26 protein-coding genes are annotated in these 26,838 nt (G+C 43.3%); 15 read left to right on the forward strand and 11 right to left on the reverse strand.

All coding sequences use genetic code 11. The annotated features are described in order from the left end of the window. The first annotated feature begins 156 nt into the window (after positions 1 to 156). From FTV42_RS06705 to urtE, 7 genes are all read left to right on the forward strand, one after another. Positions 157 to 750 (forward strand): YqiA/YcfP family alpha/beta fold hydrolase, encoded by a 594-nt coding sequence (locus FTV42_RS06705; protein WP_180038146.1) that lies wholly within the window; start codon positions 157 to 159, stop codon positions 748 to 750. Position 751: 1 nt separating this feature from the next. Next, on the forward strand, positions 752 to 2,632 hold the full coding sequence (gene parE / locus FTV42_RS06710) for a DNA topoisomerase IV subunit B (RefSeq protein ID WP_004281275.1): 1,881 nt from the start codon (positions 752 to 754) through the stop codon (positions 2,630 to 2,632). A 358-nt stretch (positions 2,633 to 2,990) separates the two neighbouring features. Beyond that, positions 2,991 to 4,271 (forward strand): urea ABC transporter substrate-binding protein, encoded by a 1,281-nt coding sequence (urtA, locus tag FTV42_RS06715; protein ID WP_180038148.1) that lies wholly within the window; start codon positions 2,991 to 2,993, stop codon positions 4,269 to 4,271. Between the two features lie 94 nt (positions 4,272 to 4,365). Then, complete coding sequence (gene urtB, locus FTV42_RS06720; protein WP_180038151.1) at positions 4,366 to 5,997, forward strand: urea ABC transporter permease subunit UrtB; 1,632 nt, start codon at positions 4,366 to 4,368, stop codon at positions 5,995 to 5,997. A 4-nt stretch (positions 5,998 to 6,001) separates the two neighbouring features. Next, positions 6,002 to 7,075 carry an urea ABC transporter permease subunit UrtC gene (gene urtC, locus FTV42_RS06725; RefSeq protein WP_180038153.1) on the forward strand — a complete coding sequence of 358 codons (1,074 nt, stop codon included), beginning with the start codon at positions 6,002 to 6,004 and terminating at the stop codon, positions 7,073 to 7,075. After that, positions 7,072 to 7,890 (forward strand): urea ABC transporter ATP-binding protein UrtD, encoded by an 819-nt coding sequence (gene urtD / locus FTV42_RS06730; RefSeq protein WP_180038155.1) that lies wholly within the window; start codon positions 7,072 to 7,074, stop codon positions 7,888 to 7,890. Before urtC ends, urtD begins: the two co-directional genes overlap by 4 nt. Before the next feature lie 10 nt (positions 7,891 to 7,900). Further along, a complete protein-coding gene (gene urtE / locus FTV42_RS06735; RefSeq protein WP_180038157.1) occupies positions 7,901 to 8,599 on the forward strand; it encodes an urea ABC transporter ATP-binding subunit UrtE in 699 nt (232 codons plus the stop codon). A gap of 45 nt (positions 8,600 to 8,644) precedes the next feature. Here urtE and FTV42_RS06740 read toward each other — a convergent pair whose 3' ends face one another. From FTV42_RS06740 to FTV42_RS06755, 4 genes are all read right to left on the reverse strand, one after another. Continuing rightward, positions 8,645 to 9,202 carry a hypothetical protein gene (locus tag FTV42_RS06740; protein ID WP_180038159.1) on the reverse strand — a complete coding sequence of 186 codons (558 nt, stop codon included), beginning with the start codon at positions 9,200 to 9,202 and terminating at the stop codon, positions 8,645 to 8,647. 177 nt (positions 9,203 to 9,379) lie between these two features. Next, on the reverse strand, positions 9,380 to 10,102 hold the full coding sequence (locus tag FTV42_RS06745) for a hypothetical protein (RefSeq protein ID WP_180038161.1): 723 nt from the start codon (positions 10,100 to 10,102) through the stop codon (positions 9,380 to 9,382). Between the two features lie 172 nt (positions 10,103 to 10,274). After that, complete coding sequence (locus FTV42_RS06750) at positions 10,275 to 10,787, reverse strand: GNAT family N-acetyltransferase (protein ID WP_180038163.1); 513 nt, start codon at positions 10,785 to 10,787, stop codon at positions 10,275 to 10,277. 80 nt (positions 10,788 to 10,867) lie between these two features. Beyond that, the gene (locus tag FTV42_RS06755) at positions 10,868 to 11,599 is read right to left on the reverse strand and encodes an outer membrane protein OmpK (RefSeq protein ID WP_180038166.1); all 732 of its coding nucleotides are present in this window, start codon (positions 11,597 to 11,599) and stop codon (positions 10,868 to 10,870) included. A gap of 1,007 nt (positions 11,600 to 12,606) precedes the next feature. On the opposite strand from FTV42_RS06755, the gene FTV42_RS06760 reads away from it, so the two are divergent. The 4 genes from FTV42_RS06760 to dsbD all read left to right on the forward strand — a co-directional run bounded on the left by FTV42_RS06760 (position 12,607) and on the right by dsbD (position 16,280). Next, complete coding sequence (locus FTV42_RS06760) at positions 12,607 to 12,972, forward strand: HPF/RaiA family ribosome-associated protein (protein ID WP_004281285.1); 366 nt, start codon at positions 12,607 to 12,609, stop codon at positions 12,970 to 12,972. Between the two features lie 127 nt (positions 12,973 to 13,099). After that, the gene (locus tag FTV42_RS06765; RefSeq protein WP_039902494.1) at positions 13,100 to 13,642 is read left to right on the forward strand and encodes a hypothetical protein; all 543 of its coding nucleotides are present in this window, start codon (positions 13,100 to 13,102) and stop codon (positions 13,640 to 13,642) included. A 21-nt stretch (positions 13,643 to 13,663) separates the two neighbouring features. Then, positions 13,664 to 14,419, forward strand: a complete 756-nt coding sequence (locus FTV42_RS06770) for a transporter (protein ID WP_004281287.1) — start codon at positions 13,664 to 13,666, stop codon at positions 14,417 to 14,419. A gap of 19 nt (positions 14,420 to 14,438) precedes the next feature. Then, positions 14,439 to 16,280, forward strand: a complete 1,842-nt coding sequence (gene dsbD / locus FTV42_RS06775) for a protein-disulfide reductase DsbD (RefSeq protein ID WP_180038246.1) — start codon at positions 14,439 to 14,441, stop codon at positions 16,278 to 16,280. Positions 16,281 to 16,308: 28 nt separating this feature from the next. Here the strand turns inward: dsbD and FTV42_RS06780 are convergent, their stop codons facing one another. After that, positions 16,309 to 17,505 (reverse strand): GGDEF domain-containing protein, encoded by a 1,197-nt coding sequence (locus FTV42_RS06780; RefSeq protein ID WP_180038169.1) that lies wholly within the window; start codon positions 17,503 to 17,505, stop codon positions 16,309 to 16,311. A gap of 342 nt (positions 17,506 to 17,847) precedes the next feature. Here FTV42_RS06780 and FTV42_RS06785 point away from each other — a divergent pair, with 342 nt between their 5' ends. Next, positions 17,848 to 18,417: an FMN-dependent NADH-azoreductase gene (locus FTV42_RS06785; RefSeq protein WP_004281290.1), complete on the forward strand. Its 570-nt coding sequence runs from the start codon at positions 17,848 to 17,850 to the stop codon at positions 18,415 to 18,417. Between the two features lie 62 nt (positions 18,418 to 18,479). Here FTV42_RS06785 and FTV42_RS06790 read toward each other — a convergent pair whose 3' ends face one another. After that, a complete protein-coding gene (locus tag FTV42_RS06790) occupies positions 18,480 to 19,391 on the reverse strand; it encodes an alpha/beta hydrolase (protein WP_180038171.1) in 912 nt (303 codons plus the stop codon). Between the two features lie 156 nt (positions 19,392 to 19,547). Here FTV42_RS06790 and FTV42_RS06795 point away from each other — a divergent pair, with 156 nt between their 5' ends. Then, positions 19,548 to 19,985 carry a DUF2147 domain-containing protein gene (locus FTV42_RS06795; protein WP_180038174.1) on the forward strand — a complete coding sequence of 146 codons (438 nt, stop codon included), beginning with the start codon at positions 19,548 to 19,550 and terminating at the stop codon, positions 19,983 to 19,985. Between the two features lie 72 nt (positions 19,986 to 20,057). Here the strand turns inward: FTV42_RS06795 and FTV42_RS06800 are convergent, their stop codons facing one another. Beyond that, positions 20,058 to 20,408: a Spx/MgsR family RNA polymerase-binding regulatory protein gene (locus tag FTV42_RS06800; RefSeq protein WP_180038176.1), complete on the reverse strand. Its 351-nt coding sequence runs from the start codon at positions 20,406 to 20,408 to the stop codon at positions 20,058 to 20,060. Between the two features lie 467 nt (positions 20,409 to 20,875). Continuing rightward, positions 20,876 to 21,694 carry an exodeoxyribonuclease III gene (locus FTV42_RS06805; protein WP_180038179.1) on the reverse strand — a complete coding sequence of 273 codons (819 nt, stop codon included), beginning with the start codon at positions 21,692 to 21,694 and terminating at the stop codon, positions 20,876 to 20,878. 40 nt (positions 21,695 to 21,734) lie between these two features. On the opposite strand from FTV42_RS06805, the gene pyrE reads away from it, so the two are divergent. Beyond that, entirely contained in the window at positions 21,735 to 22,385 is a 651-nt protein-coding gene (pyrE, locus tag FTV42_RS06810) for an orotate phosphoribosyltransferase (RefSeq protein WP_004281297.1), read from the forward strand. Between the two features lie 462 nt (positions 22,386 to 22,847). On the opposite strand, the gene FTV42_RS06815 is transcribed toward pyrE, so the two are convergent. Beyond that, complete coding sequence (locus FTV42_RS06815; RefSeq protein ID WP_004281299.1) at positions 22,848 to 23,057, reverse strand: cold-shock protein; 210 nt, start codon at positions 23,055 to 23,057, stop codon at positions 22,848 to 22,850. A 549-nt stretch (positions 23,058 to 23,606) separates the two neighbouring features. Here FTV42_RS06815 and FTV42_RS06820 point away from each other — a divergent pair. Then, on the forward strand, positions 23,607 to 23,939 hold the full coding sequence (locus tag FTV42_RS06820) for a hypothetical protein (protein WP_004729144.1): 333 nt from the start codon (positions 23,607 to 23,609) through the stop codon (positions 23,937 to 23,939). A gap of 171 nt (positions 23,940 to 24,110) precedes the next feature. On the opposite strand, the gene FTV42_RS06825 is transcribed toward FTV42_RS06820, so the two are convergent. After that, complete coding sequence (locus FTV42_RS06825; RefSeq protein WP_005267673.1) at positions 24,111 to 25,058, reverse strand: copper resistance protein B; 948 nt, start codon at positions 25,056 to 25,058, stop codon at positions 24,111 to 24,113. Further along, the gene (locus FTV42_RS06830; RefSeq protein WP_180038181.1) at positions 25,045 to 26,811 is read right to left on the reverse strand and encodes a copper resistance system multicopper oxidase; all 1,767 of its coding nucleotides are present in this window, start codon (positions 26,809 to 26,811) and stop codon (positions 25,045 to 25,047) included. Before FTV42_RS06830 ends, FTV42_RS06825 begins: the two co-directional genes overlap by 14 nt. Between the last annotated feature and the right edge of the window lie 27 nt (positions 26,812 to 26,838).

Here is a 26,838-nt window from a genome sequence, read left to right on the forward strand (position 1 = left end):
TGATTTTGAGGGCCTCAGCTTAAAATAACGAGAATGATAGAAGATTTTGAGCTTTTTTGTCAGACAATTTAAGCAATTAACTGGTCTTATAACGTAGTGTACTTCACATTATTTAAATTAAATTTTGATGATTGATGGGTTTTTTGTTGGTAGTTCATGAATATCATTTATTTGCATGGTTTTAAGAGTAATTCGAACTCGATCAAGGGGAAATTGCTGCAACATTACTGTGCAAAGTATCCTGAAATTCAGGTACATTTACCCGATTTAAACATGTCACCGAAGGCTGCCATTGCGTATGTTTCTGGCCTGATTGAATCGATGCATGATGTGGCGTTACTGGGCAGCAGTCTCGGCGGATTTTATGCGACACATCTGGTCGCACAGCATGCTGTGCCTGCTGTACTGATCAATCCGGCAATGCGACCATGGCAACTGTTTCGTGAACTACTTGATGAGCAACTGCCTTATCAGGTTCATCCGAAATGGTGTCTGGATGAAGCAGATCTGGTACAACTCCAGCAATTGGCCCTGCCTGTTGCACAAGATGCAGACAAAATACTGGTTCTGCTGCAACAAGGCGATGAAGTTTTGGATTATCGTGAAGCACATCGTTATTATAGTGCTGCGTATCCCCCTGCAATACTGATGACTGAAGCGCATGGCAGTCACGGGATGGATGATTTTGCGGAAAAAATTCCGTTCGTCTTACAGTTTTTATTGGACTGCATAAAAAAGGAAACCGAATAACGTGTCTCAATATACGGCTCAATCTCTTGAAGTTTTATCTGGTCTGGATCCGGTCCGTCGTCGTCCGGGCATGTATACCGATACTTCTCGTCCCAACCATTTGGCACAGGAAGTGATTGATAATGCTGTCGATGAGGCACTGGCAGGACATGCCAACAAGATTACCGTCACGGTCTATAAAGATGGTTCTTTATCAGTCGAAGACAATGGCCGTGGGATGCCGGTGGATATTCACCCTGAATACGGCCAGAGCGGTATTGAAATTATCATGACCAAACTGCATGCCGGCGGTAAGTTCAGCACCGATAACTACCAGTTTTCCGGTGGTTTGCATGGCGTCGGGATTTCAGTGGTCAATGCGCTTTCGACCCGGGTAGAGGTTGAAGTTCAGCGTCAGGGCAATCTGTATAAAATGGCCTTTGAAAATGGCGAACCGGTTGCACCGCTTGAAGTGCTGGCAGGTAAGGCACCGAAACGGGTATCAGGAACTACGGTACAATTCTGGCCTGAAGCCAAATATTTTGATTCGCCTAAATTTGCCTTAAAAGCGTTAAAACATAATCTCAAAGCCAAAGCTGTTTTGGCGGCGGGTTTACAGATCAATTATGTTGATCAGATCAATGATGAAAAGATTACCTGGCAGTTTGAAAATGGTCTGGTTGATTATTTGATGGACGAGCTGGAAGACCGTGAAATTATTCCAGCACCGGCGTTTGTTGCCACAGGCGATGCGGAACGTGCCAGCGCAGAATTTGCAATTTGCTGGAATGTCGAAGGGGGTGAAAGCGTCCAGGAATCTTATGTCAACCTGATTCCGACCGCACAAGGCGGAACGCATGTGAATGGTCTGCGTTCAGGCGTCACCGATGCGATGCGTGAATTCTGTGAACTGCGTAATTTGCTGCCGCGGAATATGAAACTCTCTGCCGAAGATGTCTGGGACGGCGTCAATTATATCCTGTCGCTGAAATTTCAGGAGCCGCAATTCTCAGGTCAGACTAAAGAACGTCTATCGAGCCGTGAAGCAGCTGGAATTGTGCAGAATATTGCCAAAGATGCCTTTGCATTATGGTTGAACCAGAATTCTGACATCGCCATGCAACTGGCAGAAATGGCCATTTCCAAAGCCGGTCGCCGTCTCAAAGCAGCGAAAAAAGTAGAACGTAAGAAAATTGTCGCGGGTCCAACCTTGCCGGGGAAACTGTCGGACTGTGTAGGCCATGATCTGGATCAGTCAGAACTGTTTATTGTGGAAGGGGATTCTGCGGGTGGTTCGGCCAAGCAGGCGCGTGATAAGAACTTCCAGGCGATTATGCCAATTCGTGGAAAAATCCTGAATACTTGGGAAGTCTCTTCTGACGAAGTTCTAGCATCGCAGGAAGTACACAATATTGCGATTGCCATTGGCGTTGATCCGGGTTCGGATGACTTGTCTGAACTGCGTTATGGCAAGGTCTGTATCCTGGCGGATGCCGACTCGGATGGTTTGCATATCGCGACTTTGCTGTGTGCCTTGTTTGTAAAGCATTTTCCTACACTGGTCGAGGAAGGGCATTTATTTGTAGCGATGCCGCCATTATTCCGTATTGATGACAATAAAGATGTGCACTACGCTTTGGATGAAGATGAGCTGAATAGCATCCTGAAAAAATGCAAAACCAAGAATCCGCAAATCACCCGATTCAAGGGTCTGGGCGAGATGAATGCCAGTCAGTTACGTGAAACCACGCTTGATCCAAACACGCGTCGTCTGGTGCAACTGGATCTGGATGATGCTCATCATACCGCAGGGTTACTGGATAAACTTTTGGCGAAAAAGCGTGCCAGTGACCGCAAAGACTGGTTAGAGCAAAAAGGTAATCTGGCAGATTTGGTGGTTTAAACTATCGAATTTAAGCAGTAAAAAATCCCGCAAGCGCGGGATTTTTTGTTTTAAAACAGTGCAAAAAATATTCAAGGTGCTGCACTTTATTTGTACATCATCTTCTATCTCACTTCTGCTATGTTTTCATTGCTCTTTGCGCGACCTACTTAGAGTTAAGCTCGGATACAGCATTTAAATACAGGTTTAATTCATTTTAGTATTACTAAATTCATGATTCATAATACGAATAATGAGATCAGTTAAATTAATTTTTTTTATTTTTTGAAGCCTTGGCACAGAAATTGAATCACTCCATCCAGATGTACAACAAGACAAGCATGAAAAATGCACCATCATAAAGTTTGGAGAAAATCTGATGTTCCAATGCAATTTATTTTCAAAAAGTATTTTAGCCGCAACCATGGCAGGGGCTGTTGCATTAACGGGGTGTTCAAAATCTGCTGAAAAAGCAGAAGCCCCGGCCGCGGAAAGCAAAGTCGCAGATAGCGGCGATACGATTAAAGTCGGGATCCTGCATTCATTGTCCGGCACCATGGCAATTTCTGAGACCTCACTGAAAGACACGGCCTTAATGGCGATTAAGGAAATCAATGACAAGGGTGGGGTACTGGGTAAAAAACTGGAACCTGTGGTGGTCGATCCAGCATCAGACTGGCCACTTTTTGCAGAGCAAGCACGTCAGCTGATTACCCAAGACAAAGTCGCGGTAATTTTCGGTGCATGGACGTCGGTATCACGTAAATCTGTCTTACCAGTGGTTGAAGAGCTGAATGGCTTATTGTTCTATCCTGTACAGTACGAAGGCCAGGAACAATCCAAAAATATTTTTTATACCGGTGCTGCACCTAATCAGCAAGCCATTCCAGCCGTGGAATACTTGATGAGCGAAGAGGGCGGTAAAGCGGAGCGTTTTGTTCTGCTCGGTACAGACTATGTGTATCCACGTACAACCAACCAGATTTTACGTGTTTTCTTAAAGTCTAAAGGCGTGGCTGATGCGGACATCATGGAAGAGTACACGCCATTTGGTCATAGCAACTATCAAACCATTGTCGGCAATGTGAAAAAATTCGCAGCTGGTAAAAAGACCGCAGTGATTTCAACCATCAATGGTGACTCCAACGTACCATTCTATCGTGAACTGGGTAATCAGGGCATTAAAGCTTCTGATATTCCAGTGATGGCGTTCTCGGTAGGTGAAGAAGAACTGCGTGGTATTGATACCAAGCCATTAGTGGGGCATTTGGCATCATGGAACTATTTCATGTCGGTGAAAAATCCGGTCAATACTGAATTCACCAACAAGATGAAGCAGTACGCCGTTGAATTTAAATTGCCAAATGCTGACAAACTGGTGACCAATGATCCAATGGAAGCGACCTATGTGGGGATCAATATGTGGAAACAAGCCGTTGAAAAAGCAGGTTCTACAGAGGTCGATAAAGTCCGTGAAGCGATGGCAGGTCAGGAATTCAAAGCCCCATCCGGCTATACCTTAAAAATGGATGCGACGAATCACCACTTACACAAGCCAGTCATGATTGGTCAGATTCGTGGCGATGGACAGTTTGATGTGGTCTATAAAACGCCACAAGCCATCCAGGCACAGCCTTGGAGCCCGTACATTCCGAAATAACAGCTATCTTTTGCCTGCCACAGCCGTGGCAGGTGTCCTCTGATTTTTTTCTTACTCTCCACGGAAAATTTCCAATGGAATAGGGGTGAATATAATGAATATTCGCGTGAATATCGCCGCTATTTTTCTGGTATTTGTACAGGTTATTTGTGTGCAACTGGTATCAGCAGAACAATCCTCAAATAGCACTGCATTGACTGCAGCAATACAACAAGATGCAATCCAGCAATTTGTGCAAGGTGATTTTGCCCAGCGCCGTGCTTTACTGAAGCAATGGCCGGGCAGTATTGAGCAGTTAGATCAGCTTGCAGAATATGTTGAAAACGAGCAGCTTTATAGTGGGGCTAATGGTCAAACCTATATTTTAGAATCGGACGAAAAATTACTCAGCTATCCGAGTCTAGGCATCGTTGCAGATTGGCCGAATGACTTATCACAAGTGACTTTGGTGAATACCTTGCGTAAAGCGCTCAACTTTGGTTTGGCACAAAGAAAACTCAAATCTGAAGATGCTTCCGAGCGTTTAGAAGCGATTGATATTTATGAAAGCAACTTGGCAGAGCTGAATGTTGCTCACATCAATGCCCTGTATTTGAACGAACAAAATAACAAAGTCAAAGCCCGTTTGGCCCAGCTTAAAGCGCGTCTGGATTATCAAGATGCAGATGTCTTAGTTAAAATTCAAGCGGCGAAAGCCTTGCAAGACTCCAATCGTCCCGATGTCTTGGCGATGATCGACAATGAGCTGACACAGCCGAATATCCATTCTGAGCTGAAAGCGGCTTTGCTTGAAGCGAAAAGCAGTATTAAAACCCGGATTCAAGCCAGTGAATGGACTGGGCATTTATTTTCAGGGCTGAGTACTGCGAGTATTTTACTGCTTGCAGCACTCGGTTTAGCCATTACTTATGGTTTGCTCGGTGTCATCAATATGGCGCATGGTGAGCTCATTATGATTGGCGCCTATACTACTTATGTGGTGCAAAGTCTGTTTAAAAGCTATTTGGGTAGCTATGTCGAGTGGTACTTAATCGCCGCGATTCCTGCGGCATTCTTGGTGAGTGGACTGATCGGTATGTTGATTGAACGTACCGTGATTCGTCCATTATACGGTCGTCAACTTGAAACCTTGCTTGCAACCTTTGGGGTCAGCCTGATTTTGATGCAATTGGTACGCATGACTTTTGGTGCGCAAAATGTCGAAGTGTCGAATATTTCGTGGCTATCAGGCGGGATCTCCATTACCCCAAGTTTAATGCTGCCGTATAACCGTATTGCGATTATTGTCTTCACCATTGCAGTGCTTTTGTTGTTGGTTTACCTACTGAATAAAACCCGTTTTGGTTTGTTTGTACGTGCGGTGACGCAAAACCGTCAAATGGCACAAGCCGTTGGTATTCGTTCAAGCCGTATCGACATGATGGCCTTTGGTTTAGGTTCAGGTTTGGCCGGTTTAGCGGGCTGTGCTTTGGCACAAGTGGGTAACGTCGGGCCGGATTTAGGGCAAAACTACATTATTGATGCCTTCTTGGTGGTGGTTGTCGGTGGTGTAGGTCAGGTGTGGGGTGCAGTCCTTGCAGCGCTTGGTCTAGGTATTAGTGGTACCGCCTTGGAAATTGGCATTGGTGCGGTACTGGCAAAAATTGTTCTCTTGGTGCTTGTGATTTTGTTTATTCAAAAACGTCCACAAGGTTTGTTTGCCATCAAAGGCCGTTTTGTGGAGTAAGCACATGAAGATTACACAATTATTATCCGACAAACCGCATAGTGGCATTGCGATTGCCGTATGCTTTGCCATTTTATTGGCATTGCCATGGTTACACCTGTTACCTGCCGATTCAACCCTGCATTTATCTGCGTATTGGGTCACCTTGATTGGCAAAATCATGTGTTTGGCTCTGGTCGCTTTGGCACTGGATTTAGTTTGGGGCTATGCCGGAATTTTAAGTTTAGGACATGGTTTGTACTTTGCCCTTGGCGGTTATGCCTTTGGGATGTACTTAATGCGCCAGTCTGCAGGGGATGGCATTCCTGACTTTATGCGCTTCCTTAGTTGGACGGAAGTGCCATGGTTTTGGGTCGGTACGGAATACTTCCTTTGGTCATTGGTATTGGTGGTATTAGTGCCGGGCATCATCGCCTTTATTTTCGGCTTCTTTGCCTTCCGTTCCAAAATTAAAGGCGTGTATTTCTCGATTATTACCCAAGCTATGACTTTTGCCGCTGCATTACTTTTCTTCCGTAATGAAACCGGCTTTGGTGGCAACAACGGCTTTACCGGTTTTAAAACCATTTTAGGCCTGGACATTACCTCGGCATCGATGCGGGCAAGTTTGTGCTTTATCACCGCTTTGGTATTGTTGCTGTGCTTTATTGGTTTACGTCATTTAATGAATAAACCTTATGGCCGTATACTCGGTGCAATTCGTGACAGCGAAAACCGTCTGCAATATTTGGGCTACCGTACCTTGTGGTACAAGCTCTCGGCATGGGTGCTATCTGCTGTGATTGCAGGGATTGCAGGCGCGCTGTATGTGCCGCAAGCAGGCATTATTAATCCAAGTGAAATGAACCCGGTGAACTCGATTGAAATGGCGGTGTGGGTGGCAGCGGGTGGTCGTGGCACTTTAATTGGCCCACTAATTGGTGCAGGTGTCATTAACGGGGTAAAAACCTATTTCACCTCGGCTTATCCTGAAGCATGGTTACTCATTTTGGGTGCGCTATTTATTGTGGTCACCATTTTCTTACCGAAAGGCATTATTGGTCTGTTTGACCGTTTTAAAAAGGAGCGTAGCGAATGAGCGAGATCCTACAACCGCATGGTGGTCATGCCACTGAAGGCTATGGTCGTCCTAAAGAACAAGGCGCGGACTTTACCCACGGTATTGCGCTGTATTTAGAAAAAGTCAGCGTCTGGTTTGATGCTTTTCGTGCCTTAAATGATTTGTCGCTCTACATTGAAGAAGGGGAATTACGCTGCATCATCGGGCCGAACGGGGCAGGTAAAACCACCCTCATGGATGTGATTACCGGTAAAACGCGACCAACCGAAGGCACAGCATTTTTTGGGCAAAACTACGATTTAGCCAAAATGAGCACTGAACAAATTGCCGAAGCAGGCATTGGGCGTAAGTTCCAAAAACCGACCGTGTTTGAAAATTTCACCGTCATGGAAAATCTGTTACTTGCTGCACCCAAAGACAAACGGGTGAAAAAGAGTTTCTTTAGCAAACTCGATCCCGATGCACAAAATGCTTTGGATGAATCATTGACGCAGATTCGTCTGCAAGAGTTCATTAATAAACCTGCTGGCTTGCTGTCACATGGTCAAAAGCAATGGTTAGAAATCGGCATGTTGCTGATGCAACGTCCAAAACTGATTTTGCTTGATGAACCTGTAGCAGGCATGACCGATGCCGAAACCGAACGCACGGCGGAGCTGTGTTTAGAACTCAAGAAAAATCACACCCTCGTTGTGGTCGAGCATGACATGAGCTTCATTGACACCATTAGTGAAAAAGTCACGGTACTGGCGCAAGGCGCAATTTTGGCAGAAGGCACATTGGCAGAAGTACAAACCAATGAAGATGTCATTGAAAAGTATTTAGGACGTTAAGGAGACCGCGATGTTAGAAGTCAAAGACGTCAATCAGTTTTATGGTGGCAGTCATATTTTACGTGATGTGTCGTTGACTGCACCTGTGGGTGAATGTTCGGTGGTGCTTGGGCGCAATGGGGTGGGGAAAACCACGCTCCTTAAATGTCTGATGGGTATTTTACCGATTAAATCCGGACAGATTTTGCTGGATGGTAAAGACATATCCAAGCTCGGTCCTGAACAGCGTGTACGTGAAGGTTTGGCTTATGTGCCACAAGGTCGAGATATTTTTTCAACGCTGACGGTGGAGGAAAACATTCTCATTGGTATGGCGAAATTTAAAGGAGCAAAGACACGCAAAGTGCCTGAGCATTTGTATGAAATTTTCCCTGTCTTGGAGGAAATGAAGCACCGCCGTGGAGGAGATTTGTCCGGTGGGCAGCAGCAGCAGCTTGCCGTTGCACGTGCACTTGCTTCTGAACCGCGTGTGCTGATTTTGGATGAACCGACTGAAGGCATCCAGCCATCCATTATTAAAGACATTGGCCGGGTCATTCGTAAACTGGCGGATGGTGGTGAGATGGCGATTGTGCTGGTTGAGCAGTTTTATGACTTTGCTGAAGAACTTGCTGATGCTTATACCGTGATGGCACGTGGGCAGGTTGTAGCGCAAGGTGTGGGCAGTGAAATGCCTGAGAAAGGTATTCGGGAGTTGGTGGCAATTTAATTTCCCTCACCCTAACCCTCTCCCTATGGGAGAGGGAAACTCTCTTTAGATTTTTAATAGTTTTAATAAATACTCTTCAATCTGAAATTCTAACACTCGCTCTTTATCAAAGGCTTTATCTAACCATGATGTAGTCCAACCTTTTTCACTCATTTTGATTATATCGGGATGATCAAGTCCAATTAGTTCATCAGACTCAAAAAACATGTAAATTTCAGATATAGTTTCAATGTATTTTTCTGAAAGTGTATCAAAATATTCATTATTTTGGATTTTGCTTAAACGATTTAAAACCTTTTCCAAATTAACCATACTATGTCCTAATGACTCTAGTAAATTTTGATAGTTAGCAGGTATCGGATTCAAATAATATTCTGATATAAGTAGAAAATTATTATCTTTTTCTGTTTCATAATTGAATTTGTTAACGATTTTAAAATTCAATGCAGAGACTTCATGTACAGTATCTAATGCATCTAAAACAAAATCTCGTTGTAGGCTTTTATTAAACTGTTTTTTCCAAGAATGAAGTGCAAATACTGCAACAATCAATGTGCCTAAGCTAGTAATAAAACTACCTAATGTGAGTAAGTTGGAATCCAAATTTTTAGCTCTTAAAATTATTTTTAGTCATTTGAGTATATAACAAAAAATAATTAGGCTAGATATAACTTCTTCTGAAGTTTCAATAGTTTGATTGAATTGAAAAATTACAATGATATTCACTTCCAATCAGATCCACCATTGCAAAATCACTCAGAGTGTCTAAGCTCAAAAGCGCTACTCCACTTTTAAGTATGCACCCTCTGCCGAGACATTATGTCCAAAACCGCAATTAGTATAAGGTGTTTCTTTTACATCAATTTGCTGTCCTATTTTTGGATCAAATTTAAAAGTTAGATCAATTTTGCAATCCTGAAATTGATACTGTGCTTGGCTTTTATTTAAAGCCATAGAAGTTTCAAAGTCTCCTACATTAGGACCGTAAATCAGACTACGTAACCCCATATAATAACCTTCGAAATCAATTTCATATGCATTTTTTACTTTCTGAACTGTAATAGTATCCCATGCTCCATAGCCCGCGTAACGTACATATTTTCCCGCCAAGTTAGCACTTTTTTGAGGAGTGGGAAGCTGTTTCAAATTAAACTGGCTACTTTGGGCTTCAGGATAGACAGAAAACCAGGCGCGTGCCCATTGCGGCTTTCCAAGCTTGGCATAACTTAAACCGACATTGTTAAACGCCGTGGTGATATCGCGTTCGGAAAAAGCTGTACCACCGTCTTCTACATTCATCGCACAAAAGGATGACCATGCGGCTTGTTGCTCAAATTGCGCTATGGCCTTTTGATATTGTTTTTGGTTGTAGAATTTTTTGCCATTATTTGCATAGCTTTGCACTTTGCTACAGCCTGAACGGAGCTCTTTTTCAAAGTCTGAATCAGCAAAAGTGAGCATACTTAAACTTAAAAGACCAATAGACAATAGAGATTTATACATGGTGTTATTCAGTATGATTTTTAGCTGAATAAAACATAGCCGCTCATATAAGTAAATAGAACTTGTGCTTATTAAACTGGATAACAACAAAATATCGTGATGGCCAAGTATTAAAAAGCTGAAGAGGAGTGTCCAGAAAGCAGTTCTGGAATAGTTTTAAACTAAGAATGAATCAAGCTTGATCCAGATTGAGTTGTAAGAGGACCAAATCACGCCATTGCCCAAACTTCTGTCCGACTTGCGGCATATAGGCAGTTTGAACGAAGCCCAGTTTTTCATGCAGACGAATCGATGAGGTGTTTTCAGAGTCAATCGCTGCGACCATGATATGCAATTTCTGTACTTGAGCCTGTTCAATTAAATACTGCAATAATTTAGAACCTAAACCTTGTCCTGCATAATCTGGATTTAAAAAGATGGAATGTTCTACCGTCTGTTGAAAGCCCTGAATACTACGAAACTGATCATAACAGGCATAGCCAGCAATGACTTGATTTTGAGTATCTTCAACCACAAAAACCGGGAAATTCTGATTTTTAAGCTGTTTAAACCAGATTTTGAAATAGTTTAAATCAAAGGCCGTTCTGTTCCAGGTCGCAGTACCATAGAGTACTTCCTGATTATAAATCTCGAGGATGGTTTCAAGATCATGTTCGGTCGCAGGTCGAATATCAAAATCAGGCATATTCTTGTTCTAGTAGAGGTGAGCTGAAATCACAGTTTAAAAAAAGCAGAACCGGAGTTCTGCTTTTGATGATACATCAATTAGAAATGATATTTCACAAGTGCGCTGACGTCATTTTGGTCTACGCCTTTATAACCATATTTATTGTTCCAAACTGAATGTTCGATACCTACATAAAGTTTAGTGTCTGGAGAGATATGTTTACCTACATTCCATTTGTACTGGCTAGTCCAGTTCAATTCACTAGCATGTGTATCTTCAGCCGTTGACCAATCCAGGAATGCATCAACAAGGAAATCTTCAGTACCTAACTTAAATGGTACTGCGTAAGTGATGGTCATTTGATAATCATCTGCAGTGTTATCATTGTCAGCTTTGTAGAAGTTAATGTTTGCATATTGTGTATATGGAACATTTAAAGCAAAACCAACACCATACAAATAGTTATTAAAGCCTTCGCCACCTTCCCAAGTTGTCGCAACGAGTACGTCCTTGATTGGACCAACTTCAAGTTTAGTTCCTGAAACTGCACTTAAGCTTAAACGCGGTGCAACCTCAAAATAGGTACTATTACCTTCTGGATCATTGTTAGTACGATCAGCGAAAGCAAAGAAATCACCATATTTTAAACCTGCCGCATATTCAGCAGTAACTGTTGTTTGATCAAGCTTTTCATCTTGAGTGAGAAATGGTGATTTATAGTTTTCACCATAAAGACCTGTAATGCTAAAGTCCTGCCAAACTGGTTTTGCTTGAGCAAATGCTGCAGTTGAAGCCAATGCACAAAGTGCCGCAAGTTGTGTAAATTTCATTTAAATCTATCCCCCCGAGAAAGCAGAATAAGCATACAGATTAATAAGTAAAAATAAAGTTAAAAGTGATCGCTGACTTAAATATATTTCAGTCCTCATCAGTTGAATGCAGACGATCATCTTCCTCAGTTTTCATTGTCTTTCGCTGATGCTTTTCTAAAGCATTATTTTTTTAATAAAGTTGAATATGTAGCGCCTTAAAAGACTGAATGTATAACTAAAAATATAAAATCACTTCAATTTACGATGATTAACTTAGAAAATCAGTAAAAAATAGGTGGGGATATACAGATTGTTTAGTAATTAATTTGGGCCTGAGGCTGAACAGCTTTGTTCTGTTTGTGTAATGAGGTTAGTTTTAAAATCTCAAATGACGGTCGTTTTATAGGCCTATTTTCGGCATCGTAAAATAAGAGTGATCGGTCTTATATTTCAATTGAAAATCATTTTTGCAGTTTATTATTTTCGAATGACGAAAGAGTATTTTTCCCGGTTCTGCAAAAGCAACTAAACAATGATAAAGCATATGATCTCTTCAGGACTGTAAGGCTGACTAGGCGCTGATCTTATAAGAAAAATTATTAGATAAAAGTGAGCTAATTTTCATAAAAAAATACTTTTAATTTCTTTTTTTTAGGTTTTCTGGTCGCGTGTTATTTAAGCGATTTATCGGTCTGGCCAAAAAACATTTCAAATTAAATCGTGTGAAGAGTTGCGCAATTGCCGTTTGAAAAATCCTGCATTTTTGAGCTGAGTAAGCAGTTGTCACAATCGATTATTCTTTTGCTAAAAAACCAAAATATCACTTGCATATTTCCCAGATACAGCCGATATTCAAGATATAAGGACACGATTCTGCAGACTCAAAAATGTGTTCATCATTCAAAATGGAGGGTGTTATTCCAATCATTTGAAGAAGTGAAATGCGATGCGAAACAGCAAGCTACAAACGTGCCAAGATAAAAAATTTTGCACTCAAAAGTTACAAAGATTGAGGATGGTAATATATGAATATTGAACTTCGTACCGATAACCACATTCAGAATAGTGATCGTTTAATTACTTATGTACGGGAAGAATTAAATCAAGAATTCCAGCGCCACAGCGAGCGTATTACCCATTTTTCAGTCCATCTCAGTGATGAAAATGGCGCCAAAGGCGGCGATGACGATATTCGCTGTATGATTGAAGCGCGTCCTGCAGGCTTGAAACCTGTCGTAGTCAATCATCGTGGCCATAATGTCGATACTGCGATCCATGGTGCAATTGACCGACTAAAACGTAGTCTGGAACATGTGATCGAGAAAAAAGACAATGTTCGTCCTGGTGCTCTCGAACTAGCAGACACAGATACTGCGGATATCGAAGAGTAAGCCGAACCGATTTGAAAAAGCCCTGCGGGGCTTTTTTCGTATTAAACAAAAATATAGTTATGAGAAGCACAACAAATCCTGCTTTATTCGGCATAATAGTCGAAAACGAATCAAAGTGAGTTCCATCATGTTAACTGCGCAACAACAGCTTTTTGTGCAAGCACTCGAAGAATTAAATCTGGATCAGGTCAAACAGCTGCTGGCAGATGGACTCAACCCGAATTTTATTGATCATGACAAAGGCCCGGTGATTTCGGTCTGGTCAGATGGCCTGTTTAAATGGTGGGAAGAGGTGTGTGAGCTGTATGAAGCCGGTACACCACTTTCAGAAGATGAGAAACAGGCCCGTTTGGCGGTACATTTGCAGATTTTGGAAGAACTGATTCAGGCCAAGGTAAATCTACATCTGTGGGATGCAGAAGAAATTTATGGCCCGCTCTGGGATGCCGCAAGTGCCGCATGCGCGCCTGCCGTACAGCGTTTACTGGATGAAAAAGTCGATCCAAATAGCAAAGATGAAGATGGCATGACTATTTTATCTTCAATTAGTGATCTATTCTTTGATTGTGATTTTGATGAAATCAACTGGTCAGAAGCCTTGGATGAAGAAAAACAGACGCTAGAACTGCTTCGCAAGCATGGCGCAAAAATGACCAAAGAACTCAGTTAAATTTTAATAAAGAGCTCCAACATGACAACATTAAAAACCTTGGGTTTGATTGCACTGGCCGGTTGTAGTGCACAGCTTTTCGCAGCAGATTTTGAATTTGATCGACCAGGTGAGGGTCTCAGTACTGGAATTACTCCAGTCGGAAATGTCGCTTGGGAGCAAGGCTTGCCTACAGCGCGTTATAGCAAGTCGGGCGATCAGACCGCGACCACACTCAGTGCAGATATGTTGTTACGTACCGGACTCAGTGATGATCTGGAATTGCGTTTAGGTTGGGCTGGCCCGACCTGGACCCAAGTGAAATCCAATGGCCAGACCGAAGAAGATGATGGTCTGGGCGATGTTAGTATTGGTCTGAAAAAGGCCATTGATTTGGATGATGACAAACTCAGTATGGCTTTGCTGGCCGAAGCCATCATTGCAACAGGCAATGCCGGTTTCACTAATGAAGAAGATATTTACAGCTTGGGTTCTGTCGTGTCGTATCAATATAATGACTTGGTCAGTACCGCATTGACCATGCGTTATGAATGGCAGGACAGCAACTGGGCAGTGTCTGCGATTCCTTCTCTAGGCTACCGCATTACTGATCGCTGGTCAGGTTATTCTGAACTGATTTACCGTAAAGCGGAAAGTGTCGATAATCAATACGCGCTCGGTACCGGGGTTATGTATGCCTTAAACGACCGTGTCCAATTGGATGCGAATGTCGGTGTAGATCTGGATGGTGCAGATCGAAGTTACTTCTCAGGCCTAGGTTTCTCTGTGCTGTTCTAAGTTATTCAACTCACAGATGATGAAATACTCGCAGTTCCCGACCTGGGGGAAAATGCTTGCCCTGGTTATTTTGGGAAGCACCTTGTTCAGCAGTCCTGCTCAGGCGGAAACTGCATTGTTGTCTGCCGAGCAGGCTTTTCCTGTGAGCGTGATCTCCACCAGTCAGCAGCAGGCTGAACTGAGTTGGCAGATTCCAGACAACTATTATCTGTATCAGCATAAAATTGAAGTCCGGCAGGGCAACCAACCGGTGTCGTTTGAGTTGCCACCCGCTGAAGATTTATATGATGATAACTATGGACATACCCAGGTTTATTATCAGCAGTTAAAGTTTCAAATTCCGACTCAGGCGGGGCAATCCTATCAGGTCAGCTGGCAGGGCTGTGCCAAAGACCGGATCTGTTATCCGCCACAAACCATTCAGTTCAAGACCGATTTGTCCGGTCTGGTGCAATTCGAAGCTGCCGGATCAGGAGCAAAGCGTTTACTTGATCTGAATACTTCATCACTGCAACACAATACCCTGTTTAATACAGCAGATTCTTCAGAATCTACAGCAGATGAAATCTCTGCATCAGCCAACACACAAACCGAACCCTATGCAGCACAAGACCAGAAATGGTCAGCCCAACTGCTTGAACGCTCTTTGGGCTATGGGCTTTTGCTGTTTTTCGGCCTGGGGATTTTACTGGCGTTTACGCCGTGTTCCTTGCCGATGCTGCCGATTCTGACCTCACTGATTGTACGTGACAGTAAAGGCCTGAAAGCCTGGATGATTGCACTGACTTTTGTCAGCAGTATGGCCGCTGTCTATGCAGTACTTGGCCTAATTGCATCTTCGGCCGGCCTGAATTTTCAGCGCTGGTTGCAGCAACCGGGAACCCTGATCGCATTTAGCATCCTGTTTGTCCTGTTTGCCCTGAATCTGTTTGGCCTGTTTGAAATCAAACTGCCGCAACGTCTGGTTCATCGTCTGGATCGGGCACAGGCCATGCAGCAGGGAGGCAGTCTGGTCAGTGCCGGTGTCATGGGCATGATCTCGGCGCTTCTGGTGGGGCCATGCATGACCGCACCGCTGGCAGGTGCATTGTTGTTTATTTCTCAGACGCAAAGTCAGTGGCAGGGGGCTTTACTGCTGTTTACCCTGGGTTTTGGGATGGGGACGCCTTTATTGCTGGCCAGTATTCTGGGAGCACGGATTCTACCTAAAGCCGGGCACTGGATGAATCAGATCAAAGTGCTCTTTGCCTTTATCATGCTGGCGCTGGCGCTGTATTTTATTCGCCCACTGATGTCAGAAGCTGCGTTACAATGGTTATCCTTAGCTTTGGGCATGGCCTTTGTTGCCTATGTACTATTTCGGATTTTCTGGCATCGCACTGGTCTAAGATGGTTGTATATCCTGTGTCTGGTACTGGCCGTACCTTATATTGCTTATAGCCAATATCAGCATAGTCAGCGGTTTTTTGTGGAGCAGGTAAGTACAGAAGCCAACTGGCATGTGGCACGTAGTGCAGCAGAATTTCAGCAAATTTTGAACAAGGCACCACAAGGGCAAAAGATTATTATTGATGTCTACGCCGACTGGTGTGTTGCCTGTCAGCCGATCGAACATCGTATTTTAAAATCTGCAGCGGTACAGCAGGCGCTTGCGCCATATTTCCTGATCAAGCTGGATTTAAGCCAATATAATGTCTCTCATCAAGCGCTGTTAAACCAATGGGAAATTCTCGGGCCGCCGACGTATTTATTCTTGAATGCGCAGCAGCAGGAAATTAGGGGTTTACGTTTAACCGGTGCTTTTAGCGAGGCAGAATTGCTGGCACAGCTGCAAGCACTGGCTCAAAGTGAAAATCCATAATTTAGTTCTTAAAAAAAGCTGAACCCGTTTAAGAAACCTGCATCTGTGCTGGAACCGCTTCAGCATAGGCTTTGGCCAGATTACGCCCACCGGCTTTGGCTTGATAAAGTGCCTGATCGGCCTGACTTAATAACTGTTGCGGGCGTAATTCCGCGCTAGAAATGGCAATCCCGAAACTAGCGGTCACTGGAATCAGCTCACCCTCATCACTGAAAATCTGCAATTGCTGAATGGCGATGCGACAGCGTTCAGCCACTTGTTCGGCTTTTTCCAGACTGGTATTTTTAAGCACCAAAATAAATTCTTCCCCGCCAAAACGGCCGACCACATCACTTTCGCGCAATTGCTGGTTCAGTATAGCACTCACTTCAACTAAGGTTTCATCGCCCTTATGATGGCCATAGTGATCATTAATTTTTTTGAAATGATCCAGATCCAGTAAGACCAAGGCGTAATTTGGAGTGGCTGCAGCATTCAGTTTATCCAGACATTGGTTGATGCTACGGCGGTTAAACAAGTTGGTGAGTGGATCAATCTGACTCAGCTGTTTGATCAGCTGCTCGCGATGACGCCATTGACTGAGCAGAATCTCGAATAACACCATGCAGACGGCCAGAATTGGCAAAATGAAATACAGCATCGATAACAGCCAGAAACCATTATAGAAAAGCTTGTCATCGATATTAAATAGCGGTGAATAAGGCAATTGATGTCTGAAACTTAAATAGGCACATCCGCCTAGGAAAATTGACGCTGGAATCAGCATGCTATAAACCAGCGTGCGATGGAACAGCACCAGCCCCACCATAATTAAACAGACATAGGAGGTCGTGGCCACAGGGCTGATCACCCCGACGAGATAGGCGTCACGACACAACGAGATAACAAAAGTACCCACTGCCATATAAGGCAGATAACGTTCAATCAGCTGATTCCCCTGAAATTTATAACAGGGAAAAATCAGGAGAAATAGAATTACCAGAAAGCTGCTGTTCAGAGTAATTTGTGTATAGACCCGTTCTAGATGAACATATTGCCAATATTCGGGATTTAATAACACGAAAATATCCCAGCCGAGCCAGGTCAGATGTACTCCGCATCCCAAGGTCAGCATCAGGATGCATTTCTTCAGGATGCGCCAGTTCATCACGACTTCATCTTCGACCAGATATTTCTTGATTCTGTGTCTTAGCACTTTTTCTAATACAGGCGATATTCGCTTCATGGTCCCGGTCTGACTTTAATTGTTATGGCAGATTTTTTTTAAGACTTATTGGATATTTATAATTCTATTTACACAAGATAACATAAGTTTGAATGCTTGATAAACAACAATATTTAAAACATTTTTGTGATTTAGTTGATATCTGATCTGCTCAGTCTTTGCCGATAGCGCAAGTGATCCATGCTATGTCAAAGGGTCTTAATCAAAATTAAAGAGGTTAAGAGGTATACAGTTTTGTTCTAAATTCAGGATGATGTGTTTTATTTGTACTAATTATTTCAATATAGTCAATCGTTAAAATGGCTGCATTGTTAGAAACAACCAAAGATAAAGAGCGAAGCCATGAAAGTTTTACAGATTGATTCCAGTATTTTAGGAGATGCTTCTATTTCGCGTCAGTTGACTCAGGCTGTGGTGGAACAATTGCAGCAAAAATATGCTGAGGCCATTGAAGTTGAGTATCTGGATCTGGCTGCACAGCCTATTCCTCATCTTACCGCCGAAATTTTAATGGGCCAGAATGCAGAACAAACGGCATTGGGCGAGGAAATTTTAGATCAATATTTACAGGCTGATGTCGTGGTGATTGGTGCAGCGATGTATAACTTCGGTTTGCCATCGACCCTAAAAGCCTGGATTGACCGGATCTGTGTCGCGGGACGTACTTTTAAATATACCGAACAAGGTCCTGTGGGTCTGGCGGGCAATAAAAAAGTGTATATCGCCAGCAGCCGTGGTGGTGTGTATGGTGAGCAAAGCCCGGCTGATTTTCAGGAGGCTTTCTTGAAAACCGTATTTAACTTTACTGGCGTGAATGATATTGAAGTGATTCGTGCTGAAGGGGTGAACATGGGAGAAGCGGTTAAAGCCCAAGCGCTACAAACTGCATTGCAGCAGGTTCAGGCCATTTAAAACCTAAAACCTCTTTTCAAAGGGTCAGCTACGGCTGACCCTTTTTATATGCTAAATCATGCTTAATCCCGATCCAGACGATGGGCAAATTCTGCAAGATCGGTCAGCGCCTGTTTGGCTTCATCGAACCAGGCACTGAACATCTGGAAGTTGTGCCACATGCCGGTATACAGTTTAAATTCGACCTCGACACCCGCCTGTTCCGCTTTTTCTTTAAAACGGCTAGCATCATCCAGCAGAATTTCCTTGGAACCTACCTGAATATGAATCGGTGGCAAACCGGTTAAATCGGCAAAAAAAGGAGAAACTTCCGGATCACCCCGATCAATTGAACGCGGTACATAATATTCAATCCCGGTTTGAACTGTTTCCAGAGACAGCAGGGCATCATGCTTCTGGTTATAACGTAAAGATTCACTGGTCAACGTTAAATCTAGCAGTGGAGACAGCAGAATCAGACCGCTGACCTGTGGAAGACTTTCCTGCTGTATTTTGAGTGCCAGCGCCAAGGCCAGATTGGCACCGCAAGAATCGCCGGACAGAATAATATCTTTGGCCTGAACACCTTGATCCAGCAGCAGGTGATAGACATCAAACAAGGCTTCCAACGCTTCTGGATAAGCAGATTCAGGAGCGAGGGGATAATCGACATGCAGCACCTGCATCTGGGTTCGAGCCGCAATTTGGGCCATAAAGGCACGATGGGTATTTAAAGAGCCTAAGTAAAAGGCACCGCCATGAATATGAAAAATCAGCTGGGTGGATTCCTGCTGTGGCTTGATTTCTTCCGCGCGCAGCCCGGCCAGACGTAGCGAGCGAATCTGTACAGTTTTGTCCTGAGGGAAAAGTTTGCACATCTGTTCGAGTGCAATGCGCATCGAGCTGGGTGGAAGATTGAATTTACTTGGGGCACGAATGAGCGTTTTTAAAAAGCGTTCTGTAATTAATTGTTTCGTTAGCGGGCTTATCTTCATCTTCCTTCCATCTTTTTGTGCTTTTATTGTTCATGTTGATTATTTACCAACCATATTTACAAGGTTACACTAAATAGTCACAGCGAAAAATTGAAAATTTGTTGTGACTTTTTAATACTACATGGGTCTATTTTCAGACTAAGGAAATGAAGAAAAATGAAAAAAATAGCGCTTACGTTAGGACTACTAGGCTTATCTGCACTGGCGAATGCTGCGGATCCTTTAAACGGCACAGTATGGAAAACCATTGATGATAAAACCAAGCAACCTAAGGCCCTGGTTAAGTTTACTGAACAAAAGAATGGCACCTTGACGGCAAGTATTCAGTCGGTGTTAACCAAAGGTGAAGAAAATGCTTGTACCAAATGTGAAGGTCCATATCACAACAAATCTCTGAAAGGCCTGACCATTGTCAAAGGGCTTAAAAATGCCGGTGGGACTAGCTATGACAGCGGTTCGATCCTGGATCCGCAATCCGGTAAAACCTATAAGTTGAAAGGCCAGCTGGCAGACGGTGGCAAGAAACTTGAGCTACGTGGTTTCATCGGTGTAGCGGCATTGGGTCGTAACCAGACTTGGATTCGTGCCAACTAATTTATTTTAAGCAGATATACAAAAGCCTGATCGATGTCAGGCTTTTTTATGAGTGTTATTCAATACAAGATATTAGTGGGCTAAGCTACGATAAGCTGTTTCATCAAAACCGGCAATAAATCCTGTAGAGGTTGCCAAGATTGGACGTTTGATTAAACTGGTATGGGTGGTTAATGCATTAATTAAGGCATCTTCACTCGACAGGGCGGTTTGTTGCTCTTCTTCACTGAGTTTACGCCAGGTGGTGCCTTTCTTATTCAGGACCACGTCCTGACCCAAGGCATCCAGCCAGGTTTTGATGGTTTCAGCATCGATGCCCTGTTTTTTATAATCATGAAATTCATAACTCAGACCTTGCTCAGTCAGTAGATCAAAGACTTTCTTCATCGAAGTGCAATTTTTAATTCCGTAAATTTTTAACATAGCTGCCATCTAAAAAATTTAAATCATGAACTAGCTTAACTAAATTGGCAGCAGCAGACCATGCAAAAGCAAATGAAAAAAAGGAAAAAGTTTTAAATAGCAGAAAAGTCATGTCATCAAAATGACATCAAGCAGCTTTAACATAAGCGCTAAGAAAAAGAATAACTTACCATTATAAGAAAAATAAAAATTTGGGAATGATAGAAATAGAAAACCCGCATTTAATCATCCTGATCATGCGGGTCTCAATCCAACGTCCAATCCATGAAAAACAAGCTAAATCTATAGTCTGTTTTATTTTCGTCCTACGGCGTCCTGTCCTTATGTTGTCGTCCTGACATGTCCTTGTGCCGTAGCGCTATAATGCTATGTTATTACATTGAGATAAACCCAAAAAATACGTCATGTCATGTAAGAGATAAGCCTTAATTGAGTGAACGTGTGTTCACTCAATTAAATAATGTAGATTATAGTTTGTAGTCGATGATCACGGGGGCATGGTCGCTAAACCATTGTTCTTTATAGACCCAGGCATTAACGGTGCGCTCTTTCCAGTCTGGAGAGCAGGCCTGATAATCAATCCGCCAACCAACGTTCTTGGCGCGTGCTTGTCCACGGTTTGACCACCAGGAATACAGCTCGGCTTCTTTGCGGACTTCACGGAAAGTATCGACATAACCAAGCTCATCGTAGATATGATCTAGCCAGGCACGTTCATGCGGCAAGCAACCCGAGGCTTTCTGATTGCCTGACCAGTTTTTAATATCAATACGTTTATGCACGATATTATAGTCACCGCAGACAATTACCGATTTATTTTCATCGCGCCACTGTTTCAGAATTTTTGCGTATTCTTCCAGAAAGTGATCTTTACGTGCTTGCGCTTCATCACCCGATGAACCGGAAGGCAGATACAGGGAACAGATCTGTACAGTTTGTTCTAGACCCAAGTCAAATTCAGCAGCAATAAAACGGCCTTGCGAATCGGCCAGTTCAAAACCCAGGCCATCGGTTAAAGACACAAAAGGCAGACGGCTATAAATGGCAGTACCGGCATAACCCGGACGCTCGGCAGGAAACAGGTGCGTGTACCAGCCTTCAGGCTTGAATTTATCGGTCCACTGCGCATGCGTGATCCGGCTTTCCTGCATGCAAATTACATCGGCATCCGACTGTTCCATCCATTCCAATAGGCCTTTGGTGACAGATGAACGTAAGCCGTTGACATTAATTGAAACGACGCGAAGAATTTTTTGATCACCTGGATAGCTACTCTTTGGTATCATGCGCAAGTCTTACCTTGATTAATGGATTTAGGAGCACCTCATGTCAACGCCAGCTCAGTTTAACCCGCAAGCTTTTATCGAACTCGCATTATCACGCGGTGTGCTTAAATTTGGTGAGTTTACTTTAAAATCGGGACGTGTGAGTCCCTATTTTTTTAATGCGGGTCTGTTGAATGATGGTGAAGCCTTGACACTGCTGGCTTCTGGCTATGCTGCAAAACTGACTGAATGTGACCATGTTGAAGTGATTTTTGGCCCTGCATATAAAGGCATTCCTTTTGTGGCAGCAACTGCTGTGGCTCTGTCGCAAAATCATGGGGTAAGTGTGCCATGGGGTTTTAACCGCAAGGAAGCCAAAGACCATGGCGAGGGTGGCGTATTGGTCGGTGCTTCTGTAGCAGGTAAAAAAGTCTGGATCATTGATGATGTGATTACCGCAGGCACAGCGATTCGTGAAGTCGTCACCATCCTGAAAAATGCCGGTGCCCAAATTGCAGGTGTATTAGTGGCACTAGACCGCCAGGAAAAAGGTCAGGGTGATTTATCTGCGATTCAGGAAGTGCAGCAAGAGCTTGAGATTCCTGTACATGCCTTAATTACTATGAAAGATTTAATGGACTACCTAGAAGCGAAAGGTGACCTAGAAGCTTTGGCGAAAATGGAAGATTACCGTGTTAAATACGGAATCTAAGCCTAGATTGGTATAGAAAAGGAAGCTTGTGCTTCCTTTTTTTGTAGATGTTCAATTTGCTAAACATTTGAAATTTATTATCTCTGTCTATTCTTGTAAGCATTGGCTTACATCAATTCCAGCACTTTGCGGCTGTTTTTAATAGTGGAAATTTCCTATGATGGCTTTAACAGGAACAGGACGTTCCACACAAGAATAACAATACATAAATACAAGGAAAGTAAGGTACGACAGGAGTTATACCAAGCGAACGCATACGGAAAACCCCTGGCAGGATGCCAGGGGTTTTTCATTTTTATCTTTTTATAAAGTCTAACTGAGCAGCAATGACTCAGTAATATTATTCTTAAAAATTCATTGTTAATGAGCTAAATAGAGGAGCAGAAAACCTTTCACCAAAATTATGAATCTTCAGAGCTAAAAAAAGCACCTGAAGGTGCTTTTTCTTATTGCTGGGCTAAATTATAGCGCAACGATATTGATCGCATTTGGACCTTTTTGACCATCAACCACGCTAAAAGAAACGCGTTGACCTTCAAACAAAGTTTTGAAACCAGAACTGCTGATTTCTTTGAAATGAGCAAAAACGTCAGGACCTGATTCTTGTTGAATAAAACCAAAACCTTTAGTTTCGTTAAACCATTTTACTGTACCGGTAACTGTAGTAGACATAATATAACCTGTTAAATTTTAATAATTTTAGTCATAGAAATGACTATGGATAACTTGGAAAAACAATAAGAATTGAAATAAAGATCTGAAAAAACTGAGGATTATAAATAATACTGCGGCACTTAAAGAAGCTTAACTAAACAACGCTTTTTTCTAGTTAAACACAGCATAGCCTAAATCAGAAAATATTCAAGTTTTTTATATTTATTATTTATTTTTCTTATAAAAGTGGCTCAGTTCTTCTTTTTTTAAAAATTTCAAGCTGGTTTTGCCTTGAGCTTTATCGGTTGAATTTGAGCTCTAACGAAGCTAAACAATGAAATACACGTTGTGTTTGTGTTACTTTATGTTAATCAGAATCGTTCAGTACTCAGCAAGATTTTACTAAGTCAGTGTATTTTATAACTTTGGGTAAATTAATATCTGTAGCTTTAAGATAGTTATCGTCATTGCTCATGTATAAAAATCCACCTATATTAAAACTCAATTGGAAAAATTAACTATAAGAATTTCTTAATTTTAATTTAAAACCAAATACGAGTGAGTCTCATGGATTACTGGAACAGTGTGTTACTTATATCCATCATCACCATGGTTGGACTGGCCATGATCATCCTGTTCGTCGGATGTAAAATGTGGAAGAACTTGGTGGTTACTTTACTGATTGCCACCTTGATTGGTTTTCTGATTGTATGTGCAATCAATTTTGTTTTTGGCGATCGTCTTCAATTTCTATGGGGTGCCCCTGAGACTGGTGATAGTAATTTTATGCTGGAAATGGGGCTGCTGAGCCTGTTAATTGGCGGTGTAAGTACCTTTATCATTATGTTAGGCACTTTGGTTGCTAAAAGTAACAGTGGAAATCAAGGCGATGAAGACTAGTTTTTCGCAAAATAACAAGTGTCTTAATGAGCGGGAAAGTGCAGAAAAACATCGCATATGCAGTGCGTAGGCTTAAAAAATCTTTGTCAGCCAAATGTATAGTGCCATAGCGCTACGGGGCATAAATGGCGTTTCATATCCCGTAGCTGCATAATTTTCTGTATCAAAAATTTAGAACATCATTCTTAGACCTGCACCATAGATCCAGCCTTTTTCAGAATCAGAGCTTTGCTGCCAGGCTGTCTGTTTGTTGCCTTTACTATATTCATAACCCACTTCCAGATAAGGCATGAGCTTTTTGCTCAGTTCATAGCGTGTTTCCAGGCCCAAGGTGGCATGACTAAGGCCGGTTTTTTTCGCATTCGCTGCCTGATCATTCAGGATGACATCCAGTTCGACAAAGGGCTGCATAATCAGTTTCTGAGTCAGTAACAGGTCACGCTCTGTTTCCAGTTTTAATCCGACAAAGTCATCTTCACCGACATAGACATGAGCATCCGTTTCGAAAAAGTAGGGGGCCAGGCCATGCAGGCCAAATACTGCATCGAAGCGCTCGTTCTGCTGGTTTGTAGAAGGCTCGGCTAAATTTTCCTGTCGATAGCGCACCCCGGTCTGCACATCCCAAAAATCGGAAATATTGCGGCTATACAACACTTTGGCATCATATTCGGCCTGATGGGATTCATGTTTGTCGGCTTCTAACTTGAGGAAGATTTTATTTTCATCCGTGCCGACTCTGGCCTGGTTCTTGGACTTGAATGCTCCATTTCTCTCTGAACTATGCTGCCATTTCTGGTCCAGAATAATCTGGCTATAAATCTGTGCACCATGTTCTTTACGATGATCATGTTCGCTGGCAGAACTGACTGAATTTTGTGGCGTGCTCAGCACCTGCTGTTGATGCAATAACTTTGGTGGCGGTTGATAGGATGAGGCATCTGCTGTTCCAGTATGCTGTGCGTGGTTATCAGCCATGTTTTGCATGGCATGATGTCCGCTATGATGCTGATGTTCAGCATGGCTTGTATGATCGCTAGAAGCTGCCGCAAAAATACTCAGGCTGCTTAGGGTAAGCGCACTGCTAAGCACTGACTTTACAAAAAGATTAGTGATGTGCATGGCTTTCTCCTTGGGCCGCTGCTGGTTTCGACGGCATTTTTTGTGAAGAAGGGTGAGATGCTTGATCTTCATCAACATGTGCCACAATCAGCTTGTTCATCATGCCGGCACTCATGTGATAGAGCAGATGGCAGTGAATCGCCCATTCTCCCAGTTCGTCTGCTGTGAGCAGGGTAGTCACCGTTTTCCCGGGCGGCACAATCACAGTGTGTTTATTTGGCATATTTGCAGCAGACTGACCATTTTCCAGCTGCATAAACATGCCATGCAAATGCATCGGATGGGCCATCATGCTGTCATTGATAAATTTCAGCCGGATCCGCTCGCCATATTTCACCTGAAGTGGCTCGGCATCACTGAATTTTTTACCGTTAATGGTCCAGATGTAGCGCTCCATGGTTCCCCCCAGACGAATCACCAGTTCACGTTCTGCTGCGCGGGTATCAGGTTGCGGTGTCAGTGCTTTGAGGTCTTGATATTGCAAAGCTTTGTGCCCTGCAGGCGTAGACATATTGGCCCAGCCCTCAACCGGCTGATGAGGCTGATTGGTTCCGGACATGGCATTATGACTTGCATGCATGTCGTGCTGGGCATGTTGATCATGTTCACTTGTGGCAGTCTGCATGGTCTGACTGCTGTGTGTGTCATGTGACATGTCATGTTGTTCGCCATGTCCCATATCTTCCATGGTCAATAAGGCACGAGGGCGCGGTGTTGGTAATTGAACCGGAGCCAGGGCTTTACTTGAATCAGTTGCCTGATGCAGACTGCCAATGGCAAAGCCTGAGCGGTCGATCGATTCCGCTTCAATCTGGTAATGCGCTGCAGTGGGTTCCACAATCACATCATAGGTTTCAGCGGTTCCGATACGGAATTCATCTACATTGACCGACTGCACCGGTTGTCCATCGGCACTGACCACGGTCATTTTCAGCTGGGGAATACGCACATCGAAAAACGACATGGCAGAAGCATTGATGAAACGCAGGCGGACTTTTTCATTGGGCTGGAACTGGCCACTCCAGTTTTGTTGCGGCGTTTTTCCATTGACCAGAAAGGTATAACCGGTAACATCAGATAGGTCGGTTTTCAGCATACGCATCTGGTTCCACATCTTGCGGTCTGACCAGGTGGCCTTCAGGCCATCACGTTTCACCTGCTGGAGTACATCGCCCAAGGTTTCACGCTGGTTCTGATAATATTCGGCCGATTTTTTTAAATTGTTCTGAATCTGCTGGCCGCTTTGTTCGTGAAAATCTGACAGCATCACCACATAATCCCGCTCGGTTTGTTCATGTGGAGGTAGTAATGTCTGTGCTTTGGGGCGAATCACCAATGCGCCATAGAGGCCGTCCTGTTCCTGACCTTTGGAATGTGCGTGATACCAGTAGGTGCCGTTTTGACGAACCTTGAAGCGATAAGTAAAAGACTGCTTCGGTTTGATCCCCTGAAAACCGTTAAATCCGGGCACACCATCCATCAGCCCAGGCAGGAGGAGGCCATGCCAGTGCAGCGAGGTATCCTGATTGTTCAGGTTGTTTTGTACATGAATGACTGCATCATCACCTTCTTCAAATTCCAGCAAGGGTGCAGGGAATTTTCCGTTTACAGTGATACGCTTGACCGTCTTTCCGGTGAGATTGATCGGGCTTTCATCAATGACCAGATGATATTCTTTTACGGCTGCAAACAAGGCAGACGACGAGATGAGACCGAAGCCCAGACACAGGCTTTGACTGATTTTAAGCAACATAACTTAATCCTTAATGAATAAAAAAAT

The organism is Acinetobacter sp. YH16052, from assembly GCF_013417155.1.
Classification (GTDB): Bacteria; Pseudomonadota; Gammaproteobacteria; order Pseudomonadales; family Moraxellaceae; genus Acinetobacter.